Here is a 22,065-nt window from a genome sequence, read left to right on the forward strand (position 1 = left end):
CCTGCACCGCGGCGGCCGCGGGCCCCGGCCGCGCGCACCTGGCGGCCGTCCTGACCGCGGCACTGACCACGACGGTCCTCGGGGCGCTCGGTACGGGCTTCGTCGCGCTGGTCTCCGACCCGCACAGCGCCGATCACCGCACCGCGGTACCGCTGGGGCCCGCGACCCTCGCCGGGGCGCTCACGGCGCTCTCCTGCGTCCTGCTGGGCACAGCAGCCGGCGCGCTGGCCAACTGGCCGGTGCTGCGCAGTACCGGGTGGGCGGTGCCCACGGGCGCGCTGGCCGCCCTGCTGCTGCTCGTCACCGCGGCCTCGCCCGCGAACGCCGCGGTCAGCGGCCTGGTCACCGGCTCGGCCCACGGCACGGTGACCGTGCCCTGGCTGCCGCTGGCCGCCGCCGCCCTGATCGCCGCCGCGGCCGTCGCGGCGGCCTGCGCGCTCAGCTCCCGGCGTACCTGAGCGGCGACGGCAGTAGGCTCGGGACCATGCCGCCCGCCACCCAGCACCCCGCCTCCGAAGACGCGCCGCAGGCCGCCCCCGAAGAGGCGCCGAACGCCGTGCCCGAAGACGCGCCGCTCGCCGAGTGCGTCCTGTGCCGTGAGCCCACCGAGTACCCGGAGTCCACCCCGGGCATCGTCCTGTGCCCGGTCTGCGAGTGGCAGGAAGCCCAGCGCACCGCCTGTTCGGGCTAGTCGGTCGGCCCGTACGGGCGGTGCGCGCGCTCAGCCCCGGAGGGCGGTGAGTACGGTCAGAACGGCCCCGTCACCGCGAACGTCGTCCCCGGCGTGTAGCAGTTCACGTACATCGTGCGCCCGTCCGGCGCGAAGGTGACGCCCGCGAACTCGCCCCACTCCGGCTTCTCCGGCGTCCCGATGTTCTGCCGGCCGCGCGCCATCGGGTACACCGCGCCCTGCCGCGTCAGCCCGAAGACGTGCTGAGCGCCGTCCCCGTCCTCGCACACCATCAGGCCGCCGCTGGGCGCAAGGCAGATGTTGTCGGGAGACTCGCCGGGCAGCTGCAGATCGCTGTCCGGACCGAAGACGACCACCAGCGTCAGAGAGCGCCGCTTCGGGTCGTACCGCCACACCTGCCCGTAGTGGTCGGCGGCCGAGCCCTGGTCCCGGTGCGCGAAGCTGGACACGAAGTACACGCAGGAGCCGCCCCAGTAACAGCCCTCCAGCTTCTGGGCGTGCGTGATGCCCTTCGTGCCGAAGTCCTGGAAGCGGATGGGCGTCTGCTTCGCGAGCGGGTCCGGGACGTCCACCCACTCGATGCGGTCGAACGTCGCGCCCGTCTCCTTGATGGCGGAGAGGTCCTTCACCCCCGGTACGCGCATCGCCTGCAGCCGGCCGCCCGCGCGCAGCGAACCGGTGCCGCCCAGCGGCTTGTTCGGGTGGAAGCGGTAGAAGAGCCCGAACGGCTTGTCGAACGCGTCCTCGGTCTCGTAGACCGTGCCGTCCCGGGGGTCCACCGCGATCGCCTCGTGCTGGAAGCGGCCCATGTCCGTGAGGGGGACGGCCCCGGTGCGCCGCGGGTCGTACGGATCGACCTCGAAGATGAAGCCGTGGTCCTTGGTGTAGCCCTCCTCGCCGGCCTTGAGCTCGGTCTCCTCGCAGGTCAGCCAGGTGTTCCAAGGGGTGGGGCCGCCCGCGCAGTTGGTGGAGGTACCGGCGATGGCGACCCGCTCGGAGACCACCTCGTTGTGCGCGTCGACCTCGATGGCGGTACAGCCGCCCTCGCCCATCGGGTCGTAGGTGATGCCGGGCACGGTGGGCACGGCGGAGCGGGACTTGCGGCGGTTCTCGTGGTTGCGCACCAGGTGCGTGTGACCCCCGCGGCCTCGGAAGGCCGCCATGCCGTCGCAGTTGCTCGGTACCTTGCCCTCACCGGAGGGCAGCGGGGCGCCCTCACGGGACAGCACCTTGTAGCGGAAGCCCTTCGGGAGGTCGAGCAGGCCGTCGGGGTCGGGAACCAGCGGTCCGTAACCGCTCCGGCCCGTCGACTGGGCGACGGCGGTACCGGCGAAGATCTCCGAGACGGCGCCCGAGAAGGCGATTCCCGCCCCCACAGCGCCGGTTCTTGCAAGGATCTGACGTCGTGTTGCGGACATGAGGCAACTCCCTGCTGGCGGACAGGTGATGTGACCGCACGTGTGTACCACGTCACAACGCCGCCGGGAACCACGCGCGTAGAGTGTTGTGGAGCACCCCTGAAGGGCGCGGGGCCCGTCTCCGGGCCGTGCCGCGGCCCCGCTCCCGTACTGCTCCGGCCCTGCCTCTGCGGGCCCTACTTCTCCGTCAGTTGCTTCGCGTCCCGGGCGAGCGCCGTCAGCCGGGATATCGCGCGGAAGTACTTCTTGCGGTAGCCGCCGTTGAGCATCTCCTCGCTGAACAGCTCGTCGAACGGCTTGCCGGACGCCAGCACCGGCACCTCGCGGTCGTAGAGCCGGTCGGCCAGCACCACGAGGCGCAGCGCCGTGGACTGGTCCGGTACCGCCTGTACGTCCGTCAGGCAGACGGCCCGGATGTCGTCGCACATCGCGCCGTAGCGGCTCGGGTGCACCTTCGAGAGATGGTCCAGCAGGCCGGGGAAGTCGTCGAGCGAGGCGCCGGGCGTGGCGTACGCGACCCGGGTGACGGTCTCGTCGTCGAACGGCGCCGGCGCCTCGGGCAGCCCGCGGTGGCGGTAGTCCTCGCCGTCGATGCGCAGCGGCCGGAAGTGCGCGCTCAGGCCCTGGATCTCGCGCAGGAAGTCGGCGGCGGCGAAGCGGCCCTCACCGAGCTTGCCCGGCAGCGTGTTCGACGTGGCCGCCAGTGCCACGCCGTGCTCGACCAGCTTGGCCAGCAGGGAGGAGACGAGCACCGTGTCACCGGGGTCGTCCAGTTCGAACTCGTCGATGCACAGCAGGCGGTGGCCACTGAGGGTGCGCACCGTCTCCTGGAAGCCGAGCGCGCCGACCAGGTTGGTCAGCTCCACGAAGGTGCCGAACGCCTTGAGCTCCGGTGCAGCCGGCGTGGCGTGCCACAGGGACGCCAGCAGGTGGGTCTTGCCGACGCCGTAGCCACCGTCCAGGTAGACGCCGCGCGGCCCCTGGGGTGCGGCGGGCTTCTTCGAGAACCAGCGCCGCTTGCCCCCGGAGGGGCTCGCGCTGCCCCCGATGCTCGCCGCGAAGGAGCTGAGCACCTGTACCGCCTCGGCCTGGCTGGGCTGCGCCGGGGCCGGGATGTACGTCTCGAAGCGCGCGCTCTGGAAGCGCGGCGGCGGCACCATCTCCGCGACCAGCCGGTCGGCGGGGACGTGCGGGGCGCGCGCGGTGAGCGCGGCCGGGGCCGCGTCGTCCGAGGGGCCGGCGGCGGCCTGGCCGGTTATCGGAGCGGGCTGTGAGGGCGACGAGGGCGTGGAAGGTGACACAGCGCTCCAGCCTAGTCGCTGCACGGCACGGCCCGGACCGCTGAGCGAGGCATGTCACACGGCCGTCTCCGTGCCACACTGCGGCCTATGCGACGTCTGTTCCCCTCTCCCGCCCAGTCCGTGCCGTCCGGAACCGCACTGTCCGAAGGAACCGCCGGAGATGCGGTGTCGCCGCCGCCGGACGGGTACCGGGAGTGGATGGAAGACCGGGAATGGACCTTGGAGGAGCTGGCGGAGGCGTACGCGTATCCGGAGGCGGCGGGCGCGGCAGCGGCCGGTACGGAGGCGTCGCACGGCTGGCTGCGCGCCAACATGGTGTCCTCGGTGGACGGCGCCGCGCACCATGAGGGCCGCTCGCAGCCGCTCTCCAGCGACGCCGACATGCGGATCTTCGGGGTGCTGCGCGGGCTGGCCGACGCGGTGGTCGTCGGCGCCGAGACGGTGCGTCAGGAGGGCTACCGGCCGGCCAGGGCGCGCGAGGCGTTCGCCGCGCGGCGGGCGGCGGCCGGGCAGGGGCCCGCGCCGGCGATCGCCGTGGTGAGCGCGAGCCTGGACCTGGACTTCTCGCTGCCCCTCTTTACGCAGCCTCTGGTGCCCACGGTCCTGCTGACCGGCGCCGCCGCCGACGAGGACCGGGTGCAGGCCGCGCGGGAGGCCGGCGCCGAGGTGGTCTTCGTCGGGGAGGGCGCGGCGGTGGACCCCGCACGGGTGACCGGCGCGCTCGCGGACCTGGGGCTGACCCGGCTGCTGACGGAGGGCGGGCCGCGGCTGCTCGGCCAGTTCGCCGCCGCGGGCGCGCTGGACGAGCTGTGCCTGTCGCTCGCGCCGCTGGTGACGGTGGGTGACGCGCCGCGGATCATGAACGCGCCCGGTCTGGCGGTCCCGGAACGGTTCCGGCTCGCGTCCGTACTCGAAGAAAACGGATTCCTGTTCACCCGGTACCGCCGCCCATGAACCGTTTCATCACAGCTCCGCGGCGTTCGGCGGAATTTCCCGTTCCGCTTAGCTTCCATTGGGCACACTGAAGGAGCAAAGGCCCCGTCCTGGGACGGGGCAGGATGGTTTCTGTCGGACCACCGCTCCGTGGCGGTCCATGAAGCGGAGAAGAAGGGCACGCGTCGTGTTCACGAGCGTATTGATGATCGAGAAGCCTCTGTCGCCCGCCGACGTGGAGTTCGTCACCACGCTGCACGGCAATGACGAGGTCTCCTTCGTCGTCCTCATGCAGCCGCGCGGCAAGCAGGACGTCCTGCTGCGGGCCATCGACGACGTCGCCCTCGGCGAGTTCGACGAGGCGGTACGGGAGGGGGACGAGCCCGAGGGCCCGCAGGCGGAGCCGCCTGCCGAGCGGGCCCTGTCGCACACGCTGCTGCAGCTGCGGAACGCGGGCGCCGAGGCCATCGGACAGGTGGTCGAGGACCATCCGCTGGACCTGTTGCGGTCGGTCGTCGACCAGACGGGCGCGGACGAGGTGATCGTGCTGACCGCCCCGCACTTCGTCGAGGAGTTCTTCCACCGCGACTGGGCCTCCCGCGCCCGCCACAAGGTCGGCGTGCCCGTACTGAAGCTGTTCGCGCACGCGCCGGGCGAGCCGGCGGGGGAGGCGGGCGAGGCGGCCGGCAGCTGACCGCGGAGGCCGGCAGCGGGCTTCCCGGCCGCCCGAGCCGCCCCGGCCGCCGACAGTCCCTCACAGCCCCTCGCAGTCGCTCACAGAGCCCTCAGAGGCTCTCAGGCGCCCGCCGGCGCCCCCGTACCGACCCGCCCGTCCCGTACCTCCACGACCGCGTCCACCGCGCCCAGGTGCGACCGGTCGTGCGTGACGAGGACGGTCGCCGTGGCCCGCTGATGAGTGAGCGTGGTCAGCAGGTCCAGGACCGCCGCGCCGCGCTCCTGGTCCAGCGCGCTGGTCGGCTCGTCGACCAGGAGGACGGCCGGGTCGTTCATCAGCGCCCGCGCGATGTTGATCCGCTGCCGCTGGCCGCCCGAGAGCTGGTGCGGCCGGCGGTCCGCCTGCTCCGCGAGCCCCACGGCGGCCAGCAGCTCCTTCGCGCGCGGCGCGGCCTTACGGGGCGAGCGCCCGTCCAGGTGGGCCATCGCCTGCAGCTGCTCGGCGGCGGTCAGTGAGGGCAGCAGGTTCGGCTGCTGGAAGACCATGCCGACCTTGTCGCGGCGGAGCGCGGTCAGCCGCGCCCGGCTCAGCCCGGTGGTGCCGACGCCGTCGATCGTGACGGTGCCGCGGTCCGGGGTGATCAGGGTGGCGGCCACTGCCAGCAGGCTGGACTTCCCCGACCCCGAGGGGCCGAGTACCGCGGTCATGGTGCCGGCGGGCACGTGCAGCGACACCGCGTCCAGTGCCGTCAGCCGGGAGCCGCCGTCAGGGTAGGTGAGGGTCACATCGGTCAGGTCGAGGCTCATCGGGTGCTCCACGGGGCGGTCGGTGCGTTACGGGGGCGGGAGCCCGGCGCCGTACGGGGACGGTGGTGGCTCGGTGTCATCGGGCGCTGCCCAGGGCCGTCAGTGGGTCCACGAAGGTGATGCGGCGGATGGACAGCGCGGCGCCCACCGCACCCAGCGTGATCATGATCAGCGCGGGGACCAGCACGGTGGCCGGCTCCAGTACGAAGGGCACGGTGCCGCCGACCGCCGCGCCCACCCCGGCGGCGAGCGCGGTGCCCAGGCCCGTACCGAGGACCAGCAGGACGACGGCCTGGCCGAGCGCGTCCTTCAGGAGGTAGCGGGTCGAGGCGCCGAGCGCCTTCAGTACGGCCACGTCGCCGCTGCGCTGGATCGTCCACACGGTGAAGAACGCGCCGATGACCAGCGCCGAGATGGCGAAGAGGAAGCCGCGCATCAGTTGCAGCGAGCCGTTCTCGGCGGTGAAGGACCCGATCGCCTGCAGGGCGTCCGCTGAACTCACCGTCTTCGTGCCGAGCTTCTTGTCGGCGGCCGCGAGGTCACCGGCCCCGGCGCCCCCGGTGGTCAGCGCGAGGACGGTCGAGCCCCCGGTACCGCGCGCGGCGGCCGGGGCGCCGCCCACCCGCTGCCAGTCGTCCAGCGAGGTCCACACGACGGGCGTATGGCTGTACATCGCCTCGCCCGACACGGCGGCGACCCGCAGCCGCTGCCCGGCCAGCGTGAAGCGGTCCCCGGCCCGTACTCCCAGCTCGTCGGCGGCCTTCTGGGAGAGCACGGCGGCACCGTGCGCGATCCGCCGTGACTCGGGCGCCAGCGGGGAGCCGGGGCGCACCCCGAAGGCGGACAGCGCCGCGTTCCGCGCCCCGGACTCGGCCTTCGTGGTGGCGATGCCCAGCGGCTCGGCCCGGTCCACCCCGGGCTCCCCGGCCCAGCGCTCCGCCGCCCCCGCACTGAGGTGCGAGTCGGTGAACGACACGTCGTCGCCCTGCGCCGGCGCGGAGAAGACGAGGTGGTCGGCGGGGAGCGAGGTGATCGCCGAGGTGTTCTCGCGGCCGAGGCCGGCCGTCAGGCCGGACAGCAGCCCCACCAGCACGGTGATCAGCACGATGACGGTCCCCATCAGGGCGAACCGCCCCTTGGCGAACCTCAGGTCCCTCCAGGCGACGAACACGGCCTCGGAGCTCCTTTGCGCACGGTGCCGGGCCCGCTGCCCGGCGACTGCTCCCAACCTCGCCGCAACGGGGTGTGCCGGGCATCGCGCCGGGGACGGCTTCGCCGGTATCGAAAGGGCGCCGACCCGGTCAACCTTTCGGTTGATGCCGCCGTACGGGGCGCCGCCTAGCCTTGATGCTGTCGTGAACCCGCACTCCCTCACCCCCGTCCTCCGGGTGCTGCGCCTGTGCCTGCACCTGATGGTCGCCGCGCTGCTGGCCCTCGCCGCGATCCGGGCGGCCGCCGAGCACGCGCCCGACACGCCGGCCGTCATCGGAGCGGCCGTCGTGCTGGCCTTCGTGTACGCACTGGGGCCCGTCCTCCCGAAGGTCTCCGCGGCCCCCGTGGCCGCCGCCCTCTGGCTCGCCGCCGTACTCGCCGTATGGGCCGTACTGGTCCTGCTCACCCCGGACGGCGTATGGCTCGCCTTCCCGCTCTTCTTCGTGCAGCTCCACCTGCTGCCCCTGAGGTGGGCGCTGCCCCTCGTCGTGGCCACCACGGCCGTGGCCGTGGGCGGCTTCGGGTGGCACGCCCGTACCTTCACCATCGGTACCGTCCTCGGGCCCGCACTCGGGGCGGCCGTCGCGGTCGCCGTCGTCCTCGGGTACCAGGCGCTGTACCGGGAGAGCGAGGAGCGCCGCCGCCTCATCGAGGAGCTCACCGCGGCCCGCAGCGACCTGGCCGCCGCCGAACGCACCGCCGGCGTCCTGGCCGAGCGCGAACGCCTCGCGCGCGAGATCCATGACACCCTCGCCCAGGGCCTGTCCAGCATCCAGCTGCTGCTGCGGGCCGCGGAACGGGTCCTGCCCGACCGTCCCGACAGCGCGCTCGGCCACGTACGGCACGCCCGTGAGGCCGCCGTCGACAACCTCGCCGAGGCCCGCCGCTTCGTACGCGCCCTCACTCCGCCCGGCCTGGAACACGGCTCGCTGCCCGCCACCCTCGAACGGCTGTGCGCCACTACGGCGCGTACCAGCGGCCTCGCCGTGCACTGCCACGTGTCCGGTACGCCCGCGGAACTGCCCACCCCGCAGGAGGTCGCCCTGCTGCGCATCGCCCAGTCCGCGCTGGCCAACACCGTGCAGCACGCCGCGGCGACCCGGGCCGAGCTGACGCTGAGCTACATGGACACCGAGGTCGCCCTCGATGTCGTCGACGACGGCACCGGATTCCGGCCGTCCGAGGTCCCGGCCCCGGGCACGGACACCGCGGGCTCCGGCTTCGGCCTCGCCGCGATGCGCGCCCGGGCCCGCGCCCTGCACGGCACCTTCGTGGTCGAATCGACACCGGGGGAGGGCACGGCCGTGGCAGTAACCCTGCCCACGGCTGCCCCGGCCCCCGAGGCCGCGACCTCCACCCCACTCCCGGAACAGGCCCCGTGACCGACACCCCGCGGACCAGCGACCGCGCCCCTGAGGACAACGCCCCAGAGAGCGACGCCCCTGACGACAACGCCCCCGAAGGCGGCCGCATCCGGCTCCTCCTGGCCGATGACCACCCCGTGGTGCGGGCCGGGCTGCGGGCCGTGCTGGAGACCGAGCCGGACTTCGAGGTCGTCGCCGACGTGCCCACGGCGGAGGAGTCCGTGGCGCTCGCGGCGCGGCCGGGCATCGACGTGGTCCTCATGGACCTCCAGTTCGCCGGTGAGATGCGCGGCCCGCAGGCCACCGCCGAGATCACCGCCCGGGACGGCGCGCCGCGCGTGCTGGTGCTCACCACGTACGACACCGACGCCGACATCCTCGCCGCCATCGAGGCCGGTGCCACCGGCTACCTCCTGAAGGACGCGCCGCCCGAAGAGCTGGCCGCCGCCGTCCGGACCGCCGCCGCCGGGAAGTCCGCGCTCGCGCCGGCCGTCGCGCTGCGCCTGATGGACCGGATGCGCACGCCCGCCGCGGCCCTCTCGCGCCGCGAGACCGAGGTGCTCCAGCTGGTCGCCGACGGCCTGTCCAACGCGCAGATCAGCAAGCGGCTCTTCCTCAGCCAGGCGACCGTGAAGTCCCACCTCGTGCACATCTACACCAAGCTCGAAGTGGACTCCCGTACGTCCGCGGTCGCGGCGGCGACGGCACAGGGACTGATCCGGCGCTGACGCGGCGCGGGGCGGCCGGGCGACCGGCCGTGGCCGGGATTGTCAGTGGGGGGTGCGAGAATCATGCCCGACGGACAACACTGACCGGCGACCGCCGGCCGACCGTCCGAGCAGACCGACCGACCAGGGAGACGTCACGATGGCACCCGGCATCCCCGCCGCGATGGACCGACCGCACTTCATCGGCATCGGCGGCGCCGGCATGTCCGGCATCGCCAAGATCCTGGCGCAGCGCGGCGCCGCCGTCGCGGGCAGCGACGCCAAGGAGTCGGCGACCGTGCTGGCCCTGCGCGAGGCCGGCGCCACGGTCCACATCGGCCACGCAGCCGAGCATCTCGCCGCCGACGCCACCAGCGTCGTCGTCTCCTCCGCGATCCGCGCGGACAACCCCGAGCTGGCCGCCGCCGCCGAGCGCGGCATCCCGGTCGTGCACCGCTCCGACGCCCTCGCCGCCCTCATGGACGGCGCGCGCCCGATCGCCGTCGCCGGCACGCACGGCAAGACGACCACCACGTCCATGCTGGCCGTCGCCCTCACCACCCTCGGCCTGGAGCCGTCGTACGCGATCGGCGGCGACCTCGACGCGCCCGGCTCCAACGCCCAGCACGGCACGGGCGACATCTTCGTGGCCGAGGCGGACGAATCCGACCGCAGCTTCCACAAGTACACCCCCGACGTCGCGATCATCCTCAACGTCGAGCTGGACCACCACGCGAACTACGCCTCGATGGACGAGATCTACGAGTCCTTCGAGACCTTCGTGGGCCGGGTGCGCCCCGGCGGCACCCTCGTGATCTCCGCGGACCACGCCGGTGCCCGCGAGCTGACCACCCGTATCCGCGGCCGCGAGGGCCTGAACGTCGTCACGTACGGCGAGGCCGAGGACGCGGACGTACGCGTCTTCAAGATCAACCAGCGCGGCCTGACCAGTGAGGTCAGCGTCGTCCTGGCCAGCGGCAAGGTCCTCACCTTCACCGTCTCCGTGCCCGGCCGGCACTACGCCCTCAACGCCGTCGCCGCGCTCGCCGCCGGCATCGCCCTGGGCCTGCCGCCGCACAACCTCGCCTCCGCGCTCGGTTCCTACACCGGCGTCAAGCGCCGCCTCCAGCTCAAGGGCGAGGCCAAGGGCGTCCAGGTCATCGACTCGTACGCGCACCACCCGACGGAGATGACCGCGGACCTCGAAGCGATCCGGGGCGCCGCCGTCGACTCCCGCGTCCTCGTCGTCTTCCAGCCGCACCTCTTCTCCCGCACCCAGGAGCTGGGCCGGGAGATGGGCCAGGCGCTCGCCCTCGCCGACGCCTCCGTCGTCCTGGACATCTACCCGGCCCGCGAGGACCCGATCCCGGGCGTGACCAGCGACCTGATCATCAAGGCCGCCGAGGCCGCCGGCGCGACGGTCGCCGCCGAGCACGACAAGTCCGCGGTCCCGGACGTCATCGCAGGAATGGCGGGCCCCGGCGACCTTGTTCTCACCATGGGAGCGGGCGACGTGACCGAGCTGGGCCCCGAGATCCTCGCCCGCCTCGACGCCTGACCCAGTACGCCGGCCCGAAGGAGCGAGACATGGCCTACGAGATCGACAAGCCCGACGAGCAGTGGCGCGCCGAGCTGACCCCCGGGGAGTACCACGTCCTCCGCGAGGCCGGCACCGAGCCCGCCTTCGTCGGCGAATACACCGACACGAAGACCTCCGGCGTCTACTCCTGCCGCGCCTGCGGCGCCGAACTCTTCCGCTCGGACACGAAGTTCGCCAGCCACTGCGGCTGGCCGTCCTTCTACGACCCCAAGGACACCGACGCCGTCGAGCTGATCGAGGACCGCTCCCACGGCATGCTCCGCACCGAGGTCCGCTGCTCCCGCTGCGGCTCCCACCTCGGCCACGTCTTCGAGGGCGAGGGCTACCCCACCCCCACGGACCAGCGGTACTGCATCAACTCGATCTCGCTGCGGCTGGTGCCGGACGAGGAGTGAGCCGGCGCCCAGCTCTCTGCCTGACGGCGCCCTCACCGCCGCTGGGCTCAGCTCGGACGGCCGTCCCCTCAGCATCGCCACCAGCTGTCAGCGGGCGGCCGCGATCCGGCTGGCGTTGTCGACGCCGGGAGCGACGAGGAGTGGGCTCTGCCTGCACTGATGGTCCCGCGCCGTGAATGTCCCGCGCCGGCGGGACCGTCACTGCGTGTCGAAGTCCGTCCCCCGGGAGACCTTCTCCCACGCGGCGAGCTCGGCGCGTACCGAGTCCAGGTGCCCGACGAGGGAGTCCACCGCGTCGCCGCCGAGGGCGAGCCGCAGCGGGGTGTGCTCGGCGTCCAGGGCCAGCCGGATCGCCGCCGCGGCCTTCGCCGGGTCCCCGGGCTGGGTGCCGGCGCCGCCCTGCACCAGCTTCCGGGTGGCGCCGACCTTCTCCGCGTACGCCGGGTGTTCCTGGGAGAAGTAGGCCGCGCCCTTGCCGAACAGGTTGGTGCGGAACGCGCCGGGCTCCACGATCAGTACCTTGATGCCGAACGGCGTCACTTCGTCGGCCAGACCCTCCGACAGCTGCTCCAGCGCCGCCTTGGTCGCGCTGTACGCGGAGAACCCCGCGAAGGACAGCTGTCCGCCGAAACTGCTGATGTTCACGATCGATCCGCTGCCCCGCTCCCGCATCTGCGGCAGCAGCGCCCGGGTCAGCCGCGCTGGGCCGAACACGTGCAGCTCGAACAGGTCGCGCAGCTCCCGGTCGGTGGTCTCCTCGAAGGCCCCGACCTGCGTGCGCCCGGCGTTGTTCACCAGCACGTCCACCCGGCCGTAGCGGGCCAGGACGTCCGCGGCCACCACGTCGATCTGCCCGCCGTCGGTGACGTCCAGGCCGATCGCCTCCACCCGGTCGGGGTGCGCGGCGACCAGGTCGGCCAGCGCCTCGGTCCGCCGGGCCGTGCCGATCACCGTGTCGCCGGCGGCGAGGGCGGCCTCGGCGATGGCCCGCCCGAAACCGCTGCTCGCGCCGGTGACCAGCCAGACCTTGCCGACCTTGCCGTTCTCGGTCATCTCTTCGTCTCCCTCGTCCTCGTCGACTGCCGTTCGGGGGCTCCCCGTCGACAGCGCCCATCCTTTGCCGGATCCGGGACCACGTCCAAGACCCGTTGTGATAGCCATGAGTTATGGACGTCCATGGGCGTGATCTGCGCTACTTCGCCGCGGTCGCCGAGGAGTTGAGCTTCACGCGGGCCGCCGAGCGGCTGTTCGTCTCCCAGCCCGCGCTCAGCAAGCAGATACGGATGCTGGAGAAGCAGGTCGGCGCATCTCTGTTCCACCGGGACCGGCGGGCGGTGCGGCTGACCGCGGTGGGGGAAGTCCTGCTGCCGCACGCCCGCGGGGTGCTGGCCGCCTGGGAAGCCGCCGAGGCGGCGGTGGAGGAGGCGAGGGCCGCCGAGCGGCACACCCTGGTCATCGGCATGTCCACCAGCCCGGGCCGCGGGCTGCTGCCCGCCCTGCGGACCCGGCTGCTCTCCCGGTACCCGGACGCACGGCCCGTCCTGCGGCAGGTCAACTGGGCCGACCCCAGTGCCGGATTGGCGAACATGTCCAGCGATGTCGCCTTCGTCTGGCTGCCGCTCCCGGACGGCGACCGCTACCGGTACGCGGTGGTGGCCCGGGAGCCACGCCTTGTGGCACTGCCGCAGGGACACCCCCTGGCGATGCGGGCCGCGGCCGATCGAGAGGGGGCGGTGGACTTCACCGATCTCTTGGACGAGCCGTTCCTCGCCCTCCCTCCGGAGGCCGGTCCGATGCGGGACTACTGGCTGGCCCTGGACGCCCGGGGCGATCGCGCGCCGCGGATAGGCGGGGTGGTGGCCAGCGCAGAGGAGACCCACGAGGCGGTCGCCAACGGCCAGGGCGTGGCACTACTGGCTACCGGCAACGCCCCGCTGGTCGTCCGGGACGAGGTGATCGCCGTGCCGGTCCGGGGTGTCTCTCCGTCCCGACTGGCGGTTGCCGCCCGTCGGGACGACGAGCGGCCCTTGGTACGGGCCTACCTGGACGCGGCGGCAAAGGTGGGAGCCGTCCCTTCCTGAACCGGGCCGCTCGTGAGGCTCCGCGCGGCCGTTCCGCCGCCTGGCACCTCCGACCCGAAGCCGGCTCGGTCCCGCAAGCCTCTGGTCTGCAGCGAAGAGGCCAAGCCCGGGCTTCCTGGCTGAGCTGTCCAGGCACACAGCCCGGCGAACCCCGAGGAACCGACGCCGTCGAGCTGATCGAGACTGATCGAGGCTGATCGAGGACCGCTCCCACGGCATGCTCCGCACCGAGGTGCGCTGCTCCCGCTGCGGCTCCCAGCTCGGCCACGTCTTCGTGGGCGAGGGCTGCCCGGCCCCGACGGACCAGCGCTACCGCATCAACTCGATCTCCCTGCGGCTCGTTTCCGATGAGGAGTGAGGGCGCGTCTCGCGGGAGGCGGCGAGTGCCCAGACGGTGAGCGCGCTGACGGCCGCGAGATACAGCGCGACCGGCCATACGTTGCCGGTCCAGCCGATGAGCAGGGTGGCGATCAGCGGGGAGACGCCTCCCGCGAGGATGGAAGCGAGTTCATGGCCGAGGGCCATGCCGCTGTAGCGGACCGGACCGGTGAACAGTTCGCTGAAGAAGGCGGGCTGGACGCCGACCATGGCGGCGTGACACAGGCCGAGGCCGACGATCAGGGCGAGCCAGACCGCGGCGGGTTCGCGGCTCTGCATGAGCAGGAAGAACGGATAGGCCCACACAGCGAGCCCGATCGCGCCGCCCATGTACACGGGCCTGCGGCCGACGTGGTCGGAGAGAGCGCCGAAGCCGACCATGGCGCCGCCCGCCAGGACCGAGGCCGCGACGACACCGGACAGCGTGACGGTCTCGTCGATGCCGAGCTGCTTGCCGTAGGACAGGGCGAAGACCAGGAAGAGGTAGGAGGCGGTGTTCTCGGCGAGCCGGGCGCCCATCGCGATGAGGACCTCGCGGCGCTGGGTACGCAGGAGTTCCCACAGCGGTATGCGGTGGGTGGCCTGCTCCGCGCGGGCCGTCACGAATTCCGGGGCCTCATCGATACGGGAGCGGATGTAGAGGCCGACGAGGGTGAGGACGATGCCGAGGAGGAACGGCAGGCGCCAGCCCCAGGAGACGAAGGCCGCTTCGGTACCGGCCAGGGTGCGGGCCCCGGTGAAGGCGATCGCGGAGAGCGCGAAGCCGGCGATGACGCCGGTCTGGCTCCAGGCGGAGAACATGCCGCGCCGCTCGGCGGGCGCGTTCTCGCTGATGAGAAGAACGCCGCCGCCCCATTCGCCGCCGGCCGCGATGCCCTGCACGAGCCGCACCACGACGAGCAGCGCGGGCGCCCAGACACCGATCGTGGCGTACGTGGGCAGGACGCCGATGAGGAAGGTCGCGACGCCCATCAGCGTCAGCGTGGCGACCAGCGTCTGCTTGCGGCCGCGGCGGTCGCCGAAGTGGGCGAAGACCAGGCCGCCGAGGGGGCGGGCGAGGAAGCCGATGGTGAAGGTGGAAAGAGAGGCGAGCGTGCCGGCGAGCGGGTCGGCGCCGGGGAAGAACAGCGGGCCGAAGACGAGGGCCGCTGCCGTGCCGTAGAGGAAGAAGTCGTACCACTCCAGGGCGTTGCCGAGGAGGCTTGCGAGGACGAGCCGTCCCATGGGGCGGTGGGCCCGGACGGCTTGGGATGTGCTCACGGTGGCTCCCGGTGGGTGGGTGTCGGTCGCGGAGCGGCTACGGGTACGGGAGGGGGACGGGGATGGCGTACGGGACCGCCCCGTTGGCGGTGACTTTCATGCGGTGACTTTCATGCGGTGGTTTCGGGGCGGGGGGTGGTGCCGGTGAGGGCACGGGTGGCTGTCCGGACGCGGCGGGCGGCCGCGAAGAGCGCGGGGAGTTGCCCGGGGTGGCCGATGAGCTGGAGGCCGAGGGGCATGCCGTTGCGGTCGCGGTGGCCGGGGACGGTGATCGTGGGCAGGCCGAGAAACTGCCAGGGCCGGCTGAGGACGGGCGAGCCGGTGGCGGCGAGGCCGCGCGGGGCGGCGCCGGGGGCGGCCGGGGCGAGGACGACCGTGGAGTCGAGCCGGGCCAGGGCCCGGGAGCGCAGGTCGGCACGGGTGTCGAGGGCGAGGCGGTAGTCGCCCTCGGGGGTGGCGGCACCCCGCGTCAGCAGTTCGCGGAGCGGGGCGCTGAGCGCGTGGGGGGTGCGGGCTTCGGTGGCGAGGGAGCGGGCTGCCTCGTACGCCATGACGCAGGCGTGCAGCTCGGCGAGGTAGCCGGTGTCGAGGCCGCGGACGGGGGTGGCCTCGGCCCCGAGACGCTCGGCGGTGGCGGTGAGTACGGCCGTCATCTCCGGGTCGACGTCGGCGAGTTCGGTGGCCTGCCAGATGCCGAGCTCGGGCTCGCCTTCGGGGCGGGTGCCGTCGAGCGCCTCGACGAGCGGGAGGAGGGCGTCGACGTCCGGGGCGAGGAGCCCGGGGGCGTCGAGCGTCGGGCTCAGGCCCTGGATGCCGTCCGTGGGCCAGGCTCCGACCGGCGGTACGTAGCCGGCGGTGCCGCAGTAGGCGGTGGGCCGGGTGAGCGAGCCGGCGGTCTGCGAGCCGAGGGCGAAGGGCACGTGGCCCGCCGCTACGGCCGCGGCGGAGCCGCTGGAAGAACCACCGGGGGTGTGCTCCGGGCCGTGCGGGTTGCGCGTCGGGCCGGGCGCGAAGTAGGCGAATTCAGTGGTGACGGTCTTGCCGAGCGGGACGGCCCCGGCCTCGCGCAGCCGGGCGACGAGAGCGGAGTCGCGCTCGGCGACCCGTCCCTCGCGCAGGGGCGAGCCGCACTCGGTGGGCAGCCCTGCGACGTCATAGATGTCCTTCACGCCGAAGGGCAGCGCGTGCAGGGGGCCGTCAGGGGCGGTGCGGGCGGCGGAGGCCGCGTGCGGGTCGAGGTGTGTCCAGGCGTGCAGGCGCGGTTCGGTGGCGGCGATCCGCCGGAGCGCGTCGTCGACAGTACGGGGTACGGGCGCGGGCATGGGCTGGTCTGCTCCTTCGGGAACGGGACGACCGCGGGACGGGCTGTCAGCAGGCGACGGGCAGGCGGTGGAAGGAGCGGTTGAAGTAGACGAGGCTGTGCGCGCCGGGCTGCGTCCGCACCCGCTCGGCCTTGACGAAGAGGACGGTGTGGGAGCCCATGGACTTGCTGTCCTCGATGGTGCCGACGAGGGCGACGAGCGCGTCGTTGAGCAGCGGCACGGTTTCCTCCTGGTCCCAGATGTCCCAGGCGAAGCGCTCCGCCATGGCGACGTCGGTGGCGCCGGAGAAGTGCAGGGCGAGGTCGCGCTGGTCGCCGCCGAGGACGTTGAGGCAGACCCGGCCGTTGGTCCGGAACACGTCGTGCATGGCGCTGGACCGGTTGACGCAGACCAGGACGGTCGGCGGGGTGTCGGTGACGGAGCAGACGGCGCTGACGGTGATTCCGCAGCGGCCGCCGGGCCCGTCGGTGGTGAGGATGCTGACGGCCGCCGGCAGGTGGGCCATGGCCTCGCGGAACTGGTCGCGGGAGGGCAGGGCGTTCGGTTCGGTCATGTCGGGTTTCCTTCAGAGGGCCGGAATCCTTCAGGAGCCAGGAGGAGCAGCGGAGTCCGGGAGGGAGGGTGCGGGAGGCTCACCAGAGCTCGACGACGAGACGCGGGCTCCGGGCGCGCGAGACGCAGGCGGCGATCCGGTCGCCCGCGGCCTTCTCGTCCCGGCTCAGGCACTGGTCCCGGTGGTCGGGGGTGCCGTCGAGGACCTGGAGGACGCAGGTGCCGCAGATGCCCTCGCGGCAGGAGGTGTCGAGCGGGATGCCGTGCTCCTCCAGTACCTCGGCGATGGACCGGCCGGGCCGGACGGTGTACGTCTCGCCGTCGAGTTCGACCTCGAAGGTCCGGCCGGGGTCGGTATCGGTGTCACCGTCGTCGGCGTCGTCGGCGCGGAACAGCTCGCTGTGGATGTGGTCTTCGGGCAGGGTGTGCGCTGCCAGCCGGGTCACGGTGTCCATGAAGCCGGCCGGACCGCAGGTGTAGACGTGACTGCCGGGCGGGAGGGCGCCGAGGGTGTCCCGCAGCGCGGCCGCGGTGCGGTCACGGCCCAGGCCGAAGAGGCGCCGGACGCGTCCGGCGAACGGCGCTTCCGCGAGCGTCTGCGCGAAGGGCGCTTCGGCCTCGCCGCGGGCCACGTAGTGGAGGGCGAACGCGGCGCCGTCCGCGTACAGCTCGTAGGCCATGGCGAGCAGCGGGGTGATGCCGATGCCCGCGCCGACCAGGTGGTGTTCGGTGGCGGACGGGGTGAGGGCGAACAAGTTGTGCGGGTCGGAGACGCCCAGCTCGGTGCCGACGGCGACCTTGTCGTGCAGGGCCTGCGAGCCGCCACGCGACTCCGGTTCGCGTTGTACGGCGATGGTGTAGGCGCCGGGGTCGGCCGGCGGGCCGCACAGGGAGTAGGCGCGGGTCAGCCCTGTCGGGCCGGTGACCTGGATGTGGGCACCGGCCCGGTAGGCGGGGAGCGGGCTGCCGTCCGGGCGGGCGAGGCGGTAGCGCCTGACCGCGTCCGTCTCCTCGACGACGTCGGTCACCGTCACGGTGTGCATGGCGCGTCCTTCGGGGGGTTATGACACAGGCTCTGAGGTGGGAAGGGGCGAGCGGGCGGGGTCAGCGCATGTGGAGCCCGCCGTTGGCGTCCCAGCAGGCGCCGGTGACCGCGGCAGCTTCCTCGCCGGCGAGCAGTACGGCCATGTCGGCGATGAACCCGGGAAGTCCGAGCCGGCCCACCGGGATCGACTGCTCGATCCGCTCGATCTGCTCGGCGGGGAGCATCTCGCGGACGACGGGCAGGTCGAGCGGGCCGGGCGAGATCGCGTTCACGGTGACGCCGCGCGGGGCGAGTTCGCGGGCGAAGACCTTGGTGAGGGTGGCGACGGCGCCCTTCGCGGCGGCGTAGTGCGCGCCGGTCGCGGTGCCGCCGTTCTGGCCGGCGAGCGAGGCGATGTTGACGATGCGTCCGTAGCCGCGCTCGGCGAAGTGGCCGCCGAATACCTGGCAGCCGAAGAAGGCGCCGTCCATGTTGGCCGATACGGTGGACCGGAAGCTCTCCGGGCCGATCTCCATGAGGGGTTCGGCGCGGGACAGACCGGCGTTGTTGACCAGGACGTGCACGGTTCCCCACCGCCCTGTGACCTCGGCGAGCGCCCGCTCGAAGGCGCCACGGTCCCGGACGTCGAGCTCGATGCCGATCGCCGAGTCGCCCGTCGGGGCGAGGCCGTGGGCCGTCCGGCGGGCGCCCTCGCCGTCGAGATCGGTGACGGCGACGCGGTGGCCGCGCTCGAAGAAGCGAGCGGCGAGGCAGGCGCCGAGTCCGCGTGCGCCACCGGTGACGACGGCGACGGGGCAGGTGTCGTCCGCCCGGCCGGCGGCGGTTCCGCGCGGGCTCACAGCAGGAATCCCGATGCGGTGACGGCGTCCTGGGAGTTCACCAGGCGGATGATCTTGCGCTGGATCCGCGGGTTCTCGCGCTGGTCGAACACCAGGTGGTGCGTGACGTCGGCGGCGAGGACGAACGTCTCCTCGCGCTTGTGGCCCACGAGAACCATGGCCGACCGCAGCTCGATCGTGTCCTCGTCGCGCGCGGTGACGGTGAAGCCGGAGACGGTACGTACGGTGCGTGCGGCGGCCGCGGCGGAGAGGGAGAAGCCGCCGGTCAGCCGCTCGATCCGCATCCGTCGCAGCCGGTCGTCGTCGTAGACGAGGTTGAGCGTGGCGGCGAAGTCGGTGGTGTCGGGGTCGATCGGGACGACGTAGGTGCCGCCGGGGGCCCACAGGGTGTCCCAGGCGCCGTACTCCTTGGCGTCCAGCAGCCGCGCTTCGTGCCAGATCAGGGCGATCGCGGCGCGGACCCGGGCGTCCCCGAGATCGACAGGCAGGTCCGGAACGGGAGTTCCGTTGCCGGTCACGGTGGTGGCGGTGTCATGCGCCATCGGTCATCATCCTCTTCCACATGGCGTAGGCCTCGCGCATGCCGGTCTCGTCGGTGGCGTGCGAGGTGGGCTCGCCGAGGTTGTTGGGCTTCTCACGGCCGAGGCCGCGGTTGACGAGGATGTCCATCGGGGCGTCGCCGGTGACGCCGAGCTGGACGCGGTTCCAGGCCTCGGCGTCGTCGGGGCTGCCGAAGCCGAAGGGGCCCTGGAAGTGCTCATGGATGCGCAGGCGTTCGCGGTTGACGATCTCCGGGCCGCCGTCCAGGCCGAGGGCGACGTGCCGGATCTCGGTCCGGTCGACGGCGAGGGGCCGCAGGACGCGGAAGAACGACATCGACATGGCGACGTTCGGGAAGAGGTTCAGGTTGAAGCCGGCGCCGTGCATCGAGCGCACGATCCGCCGCACCCTGTCCGGGTCCATCGTCTTCGACAGCTCGTCGACGACGTGGCCGAAGCGGTCCTGGAGCTTCTCGGTGCCGTCGTCGACGTCCAGGTCGGCATGGCCGGCGACGGAGATGGAGACGCTGTGGCCGTTGCCGAGGGCGTGGGTGACGGCGGTCTCGTCGGTCATGATCGACAGCATCGAGGCCGTCTCCGCGTCGACGGAGGACATCCAGGAGCGGTGCACGATCGGGAAGTGGTACCAGTCGGTGGTGTTCTCCAACTGGATCTTCCAGTTGCCGTTGAACCGGAACTTGTGCTCGCCCCGCACCTTCAGCGGGAAGCCGGCACCCTGCTTCATGAAGCGGTCGATCCACAGCCGGGCGCCGCCGAGGAAGTCCTCCAGCGGTTCGATGCCGTGGTTGAAACTCGCGAAGATCATGCCCGCGTACGTGCCGACCTTGAGGCGCTCCAGTGGCATGTCCTGCTTCTGCGCGACGCCCTCGTAGCCGTCCGGGAAGGGGATGCCGCGCAGCGTGCCGTCGAGCGTGTAGGACCAGGCGTGGTACGGGCAGGTGAAGCCGTTGGCCTCGCCCCTGGGGGCATCGCAGACGCTGGCGCCGCGGTGCCGGCAGCGGTTCAGCAGGACGTTGATGCCGCCCTTGCGGTCGCGGGTGACGATGACGGGCCGGCGGCCGACCCAGGCGGTACGGAACGTGCCGGGGCGCGGGATCTCGCTCTCATGGGCGACCCACACCCAGGTGCGGTGGAAGATCCGCTCCATCTCCTGCTCGTGCAGGGCCGGATCGGTGTAGAGGGTGCCGGAGACTCGGTCGGTGCCGGCGAGGGCAGCGGCATCGGGCCCCTGGGACGCGGTGGTCATGCGCCGGCCTCCTCGATGGGGCGGCCGGCGGCTTCGGCAGGCCGGTCGTCGGCCCAGGGCTCGGGGAGCGGGCGGCCGACGCGGGCCTCGATCCGCAGGTAACGCCAGAGCCCGTGCTCGCCGACCTGGACGGTACGCAGCAGGTTGCAGGCCTCTGTGACAGTCGGGTACGCGTCGGCCTCGGCGAGGACGTAGCACGTCCAGGGCCAGGCGGCGGACGGGCCGACCATGGTCTGGTCGTCGTCGATGGTGCCGAGCGGGCGCAGGCCGGGCAGCTTGCCGAGTTCGGTGAGGAAGGTGTTGACACCGGTCCACACCTGGCCGCCGGTGCCGGTCGGCAGGTCGAAGAAGTTCTGATTGACGCCGATGCAGAAGAGCACGCGCATCGGAGGAGCGGCGGGTTCGGACACGAGGAAGTACCTCCGAGGTCGGGGGGGAGGGCTTACAGGTAGCCGGGGAACGGGTCCAGGCCGGTGAGGACGGCCCCTGCGGCGTCGTACATGCCCTCCTGGAGGAAGGCGTGCTGGGGGACGACCGCGGCGTCGCGGAGGTGCCGCTGGAGCGGGTGGCCATCGGCGATGGCGGCGATCCCGGCGAGCCGGAAGGCGGCGCGGGTGGCCTCGTCCCCGGCGGCGGCCGCATGGGTGGCGGCGAGCCGCAGGAGGCTGGCCTGCTCGCGGGTGACGGGGTCGCCGGCGAGGACGGTGTCCCAGGCGTCCCCGGTGGTGTCGTAGAAGAAGGCGCGCGCTGCGCGCAATTGCGCCTCCGCGCGGGCGAGTTGGATACGGAAAGTGGCGCGTTCGGCCGGGCGGGGGGCGCCGGTGTGGCCGGCGGTGGCGCCGCGCGCTGTGGCTTCGTCGAGGGCGGCGCGGGCGACGCCGAGTCCGACGACGGCGAGGACCTGGGCGGCGTACGGCAGCACGGGGTAGCGGAAGAGGGGTTCGTCGAGGGTGGGCTCGGCGCCGCGTACGAAGGTGTGGCTGTCGGGAACGGTGACACTGTCCACGGCGAGGTCGTGACTGCCCGTGCCACGCATGCCGATGACGTCCCAGCTCTCGACGACGGTGACCTCGTCGGGACGGAGCAGCGCGGTGAGCGGCTTGCCCGAGCTCTCGGGCCCGCCCTGGATGCCGACGCCGAGCCAGTCGGCGCCCAGGCAGCCGGAGGCGAACTTCCAGCGGCCGGTGACCCGGTGGCCGCCGTCCACCTGCTGGGCCTTCTGCACCGGGAAGAGCCCGCCGGCGAAGACCACGTCCGGCCCGTCGGCGTAGATCTCGGCCTGCGTCTCCACGGGGAGGGCGGCGAGGTAGGTGAGGGAGGAGCCGAAACTGGCGACCCAGCCCGCCGAGCCGTCCACGGTGGAGATCCGCTCGACGAGTGCGAGGAATTCACCGGGGGGCAGGGCGTCACCGCCGAAACGGCGCGGCGCGCCCGCCCGGTAGACGCCGGCCTTCTTGAACAGGTCGACGACGTCCTGCGGAACGTGCTTCTTCTGCTCGAACTCGGCGCGGCGCTCGGCGACCGCCGCGAGCATACCGGCGACGGGATCGCGTTCAATGTCTGCGAAATGTCCGGCCGGTGGTGCTGCCACAGGTGTCATGGGAATTCCTATCGGCGGGGCGGGATTCCTTTCCCGCTGTTCACCATCAGATTAGGAATCGTCCGCCGGCCTGGCTATT

The 22,065-nt window shown here is 72.8% G+C and carries 23 protein-coding genes and 1 pseudogene; 10 read left to right on the forward strand and 14 right to left on the reverse strand.

What is annotated here, in order from left to right; genetic code table 11:
- Both ABT381_RS19675 and ABT381_RS19680 read left to right on the forward strand, forming a co-directional pair.
- A partial coding sequence (locus ABT381_RS19675; RefSeq protein ID WP_351595631.1) for an ABC transporter occupies positions 1 to 458 on the forward strand: 458 nt, incomplete at its 5' end.
- 26 nt (positions 459 to 484) lie between these two features.
- A complete protein-coding gene (locus tag ABT381_RS19680) occupies positions 485 to 691 on the forward strand; it encodes a hypothetical protein (RefSeq protein WP_351595634.1) in 207 nt (68 codons plus the stop codon).
- A 56-nt stretch (positions 692 to 747) separates the two neighbouring features.
- On the opposite strand, the gene ABT381_RS19685 is transcribed toward ABT381_RS19680, so the two are convergent.
- A complete protein-coding gene (locus ABT381_RS19685; RefSeq protein WP_351595637.1) occupies positions 748 to 2,109 on the reverse strand; it encodes an alkaline phosphatase PhoX in 1,362 nt (453 codons plus the stop codon).
- A 176-nt stretch (positions 2,110 to 2,285) separates the two neighbouring features.
- The gene (gene zapE, locus ABT381_RS19690; RefSeq protein ID WP_351595721.1) at positions 2,286 to 3,368 is read right to left on the reverse strand and encodes a cell division protein ZapE; all 1,083 of its coding nucleotides are present in this window, start codon (positions 3,366 to 3,368) and stop codon (positions 2,286 to 2,288) included.
- Between the two features lie 129 nt (positions 3,369 to 3,497).
- Here zapE and ABT381_RS19695 point away from each other — a divergent pair, with 129 nt between their 5' ends.
- Positions 3,498 to 4,364, forward strand: coding sequence for a pyrimidine reductase family protein (locus tag ABT381_RS19695; RefSeq protein WP_467754140.1), 867 nt, complete (start codon positions 3,498 to 3,500; stop codon positions 4,362 to 4,364).
- Between the two features lie 166 nt (positions 4,365 to 4,530).
- Positions 4,531 to 5,037, forward strand: a complete 507-nt coding sequence (locus tag ABT381_RS19700) for an indole-3-glycerol phosphate synthase (RefSeq protein ID WP_351595642.1) — start codon at positions 4,531 to 4,533, stop codon at positions 5,035 to 5,037.
- 101 nt (positions 5,038 to 5,138) lie between these two features.
- Here the strand turns inward: ABT381_RS19700 and ABT381_RS19705 are convergent, their stop codons facing one another.
- Complete coding sequence (locus ABT381_RS19705) at positions 5,139 to 5,825, reverse strand: ABC transporter ATP-binding protein (RefSeq protein ID WP_351595644.1); 687 nt, start codon at positions 5,823 to 5,825, stop codon at positions 5,139 to 5,141.
- Positions 5,826 to 5,901: 76 nt separating this feature from the next.
- Positions 5,902 to 6,996, reverse strand: a complete 1,095-nt coding sequence (locus ABT381_RS19710; protein WP_351595647.1) for an ABC transporter permease — start codon at positions 6,994 to 6,996, stop codon at positions 5,902 to 5,904.
- 145 nt (positions 6,997 to 7,141) lie between these two features.
- Here ABT381_RS19710 and ABT381_RS19715 point away from each other — a divergent pair, with 145 nt between their 5' ends.
- From ABT381_RS19715 to msrB, 4 genes are all read left to right on the forward strand, one after another.
- Complete coding sequence (locus ABT381_RS19715) at positions 7,142 to 8,419, forward strand: sensor histidine kinase (protein WP_351595650.1); 1,278 nt, start codon at positions 7,142 to 7,144, stop codon at positions 8,417 to 8,419.
- Positions 8,420 to 8,508: 89 nt separating this feature from the next.
- The gene (locus ABT381_RS19720) at positions 8,509 to 9,129 is read left to right on the forward strand and encodes a response regulator (protein WP_351595724.1); all 621 of its coding nucleotides are present in this window, start codon (positions 8,509 to 8,511) and stop codon (positions 9,127 to 9,129) included.
- A gap of 139 nt (positions 9,130 to 9,268) precedes the next feature.
- Positions 9,269 to 10,666, forward strand: coding sequence for a UDP-N-acetylmuramate--L-alanine ligase (gene murC, locus ABT381_RS19725; protein ID WP_351595653.1), 1,398 nt, complete (start codon positions 9,269 to 9,271; stop codon positions 10,664 to 10,666).
- 29 nt (positions 10,667 to 10,695) lie between these two features.
- The gene (gene msrB / locus ABT381_RS19730) at positions 10,696 to 11,103 is read left to right on the forward strand and encodes a peptide-methionine (R)-S-oxide reductase MsrB (protein ID WP_351595655.1); all 408 of its coding nucleotides are present in this window, start codon (positions 10,696 to 10,698) and stop codon (positions 11,101 to 11,103) included.
- A gap of 198 nt (positions 11,104 to 11,301) precedes the next feature.
- Here the strand turns inward: msrB and ABT381_RS19735 are convergent, their stop codons facing one another.
- Positions 11,302 to 12,156, reverse strand: coding sequence for an oxidoreductase (locus ABT381_RS19735; RefSeq protein ID WP_351595658.1), 855 nt, complete (start codon positions 12,154 to 12,156; stop codon positions 11,302 to 11,304).
- Between the two features lie 113 nt (positions 12,157 to 12,269).
- Between ABT381_RS19735 and ABT381_RS19740 the strand changes: the two genes are divergently transcribed.
- The gene (locus ABT381_RS19740; RefSeq protein WP_351595661.1) at positions 12,270 to 13,184 is read left to right on the forward strand and encodes a LysR family transcriptional regulator; all 915 of its coding nucleotides are present in this window, start codon (positions 12,270 to 12,272) and stop codon (positions 13,182 to 13,184) included.
- A 193-nt stretch (positions 13,185 to 13,377) separates the two neighbouring features.
- Positions 13,378 to 13,542: pseudogene (locus ABT381_RS19745) on the forward strand (peptide-methionine (R)-S-oxide reductase); the annotation flags it as partial.
- Here ABT381_RS19745 and ABT381_RS19750 read toward each other — a convergent pair.
- The 9 genes from ABT381_RS19750 to ABT381_RS19790 all read right to left on the reverse strand — a co-directional run bounded on the left by ABT381_RS19750 (position 13,494) and on the right by ABT381_RS19790 (position 21,920).
- A complete protein-coding gene (locus ABT381_RS19750) occupies positions 13,494 to 14,822 on the reverse strand; it encodes an MFS transporter (RefSeq protein WP_351595664.1) in 1,329 nt (442 codons plus the stop codon). The pseudogene ABT381_RS19745 and the gene ABT381_RS19750 sit on opposite strands and share 49 nt — an antisense overlap.
- Positions 14,823 to 14,932: 110 nt before the next feature.
- Positions 14,933 to 16,144: an amidase gene (locus ABT381_RS19755; RefSeq protein ID WP_351595666.1), complete on the reverse strand. Its 1,212-nt coding sequence runs from the start codon at positions 16,142 to 16,144 to the stop codon at positions 14,933 to 14,935.
- Between the two features lie 46 nt (positions 16,145 to 16,190).
- Complete coding sequence (locus ABT381_RS19760) at positions 16,191 to 16,697, reverse strand: flavin reductase (RefSeq protein WP_351595668.1); 507 nt, start codon at positions 16,695 to 16,697, stop codon at positions 16,191 to 16,193.
- A gap of 79 nt (positions 16,698 to 16,776) precedes the next feature.
- Positions 16,777 to 17,739 (reverse strand): PDR/VanB family oxidoreductase, encoded by a 963-nt coding sequence (locus ABT381_RS19765; RefSeq protein WP_351595670.1) that lies wholly within the window; start codon positions 17,737 to 17,739, stop codon positions 16,777 to 16,779.
- Between the two features lie 61 nt (positions 17,740 to 17,800).
- A complete protein-coding gene (locus tag ABT381_RS19770; protein ID WP_351595673.1) occupies positions 17,801 to 18,580 on the reverse strand; it encodes an SDR family NAD(P)-dependent oxidoreductase in 780 nt (259 codons plus the stop codon).
- Positions 18,577 to 19,122 (reverse strand): aromatic-ring-hydroxylating dioxygenase subunit beta, encoded by a 546-nt coding sequence (locus ABT381_RS19775; RefSeq protein WP_351595676.1) that lies wholly within the window; start codon positions 19,120 to 19,122, stop codon positions 18,577 to 18,579. Before ABT381_RS19775 ends, ABT381_RS19770 begins: the two co-directional genes overlap by 4 nt.
- Positions 19,112 to 20,386, reverse strand: a complete 1,275-nt coding sequence (locus ABT381_RS19780; RefSeq protein WP_351595679.1) for an aromatic ring-hydroxylating oxygenase subunit alpha — start codon at positions 20,384 to 20,386, stop codon at positions 19,112 to 19,114. Before ABT381_RS19780 ends, ABT381_RS19775 begins: the two co-directional genes overlap by 11 nt.
- Positions 20,383 to 20,796: a hypothetical protein gene (locus tag ABT381_RS19785; protein WP_351595682.1), complete on the reverse strand. Its 414-nt coding sequence runs from the start codon at positions 20,794 to 20,796 to the stop codon at positions 20,383 to 20,385. Before ABT381_RS19785 ends, ABT381_RS19780 begins: the two co-directional genes overlap by 4 nt.
- A 32-nt stretch (positions 20,797 to 20,828) precedes the next feature.
- Entirely contained in the window at positions 20,829 to 21,920 is a 1,092-nt protein-coding gene (locus ABT381_RS19790) for an acyl-CoA dehydrogenase family protein (RefSeq protein ID WP_351595685.1), read from the reverse strand.
- Positions 21,921 to 22,065 lie beyond the last annotated feature (145 nt).

The organism is Streptomyces sp. NPDC000151 (genome assembly GCF_040301705.1).
GTDB lineage: Bacteria > Actinomycetota > Actinomycetes > Streptomycetales > Streptomycetaceae > Streptomyces.

What these genes read in the sequence shown, in the direction of transcription:
- ABT381_RS19705 (WP_351595644.1), bottom strand. Translation starts at nt 5,825, where the DNA reads ATGAGCCTCGACCTGACCGATGTGACCCTCACCTACCCTGACGGCGGC.
- ABT381_RS19775 (WP_351595676.1), bottom strand. Translation starts at nt 19,122, where the DNA reads ATGGCGCATGACACCGCCACCACCGTGACCGGCAACGGAACTCCCGTT.
- ABT381_RS19760 (WP_351595668.1), bottom strand. Translation starts at nt 16,697, where the DNA reads ATGACCGAACCGAACGCCCTGCCCTCCCGCGACCAGTTCCGCGAGGCC.
- ABT381_RS19790 (WP_351595685.1), bottom strand. Translation starts at nt 21,920, where the DNA reads ATGCTCGCGGCGGTCGCCGAGCGCCGCGCCGAGTTCGAGCAGAAGAAG.
- ABT381_RS19740 (WP_351595661.1), top strand. Translation starts at nt 12,270, where the DNA reads ATGGACGTCCATGGGCGTGATCTGCGCTACTTCGCCGCGGTCGCCGAG.
- ABT381_RS19755 (WP_351595666.1), bottom strand. Translation starts at nt 16,144, where the DNA reads ATGCCCGCGCCCGTACCCCGTACTGTCGACGACGCGCTCCGGCGGATC.
- ABT381_RS19695 (WP_467754140.1), top strand. Translation starts at nt 3,498, where the DNA reads ATGCGACGTCTGTTCCCCTCTCCCGCCCAGTCCGTGCCGTCCGGAACC.
- murC (WP_351595653.1), top strand. Translation starts at nt 9,269, where the DNA reads ATGGCACCCGGCATCCCCGCCGCGATGGACCGACCGCACTTCATCGGC.
- ABT381_RS19780 (WP_351595679.1), bottom strand. Translation starts at nt 20,386, where the DNA reads ATGACCACCGCGTCCCAGGGGCCCGATGCCGCTGCCCTCGCCGGCACC.
- ABT381_RS19685 (WP_351595637.1), bottom strand. Translation starts at nt 2,109, where the DNA reads ATGTCCGCAACACGACGTCAGATCCTTGCAAGAACCGGCGCTGTGGGG.
- msrB (WP_351595655.1), top strand. Translation starts at nt 10,696, where the DNA reads ATGGCCTACGAGATCGACAAGCCCGACGAGCAGTGGCGCGCCGAGCTG.
- ABT381_RS19715 (WP_351595650.1), top strand. Translation starts at nt 7,142, where the DNA reads ATGCCGCCGTACGGGGCGCCGCCTAGCCTTGATGCTGTCGTGAACCCG.
- ABT381_RS19735 (WP_351595658.1), bottom strand. Translation starts at nt 12,156, where the DNA reads ATGACCGAGAACGGCAAGGTCGGCAAGGTCTGGCTGGTCACCGGCGCG.
- ABT381_RS19765 (WP_351595670.1), bottom strand. Translation starts at nt 17,739, where the DNA reads ATGCACACCGTGACGGTGACCGACGTCGTCGAGGAGACGGACGCGGTC.
- ABT381_RS19680 (WP_351595634.1), top strand. Translation starts at nt 485, where the DNA reads ATGCCGCCCGCCACCCAGCACCCCGCCTCCGAAGACGCGCCGCAGGCC.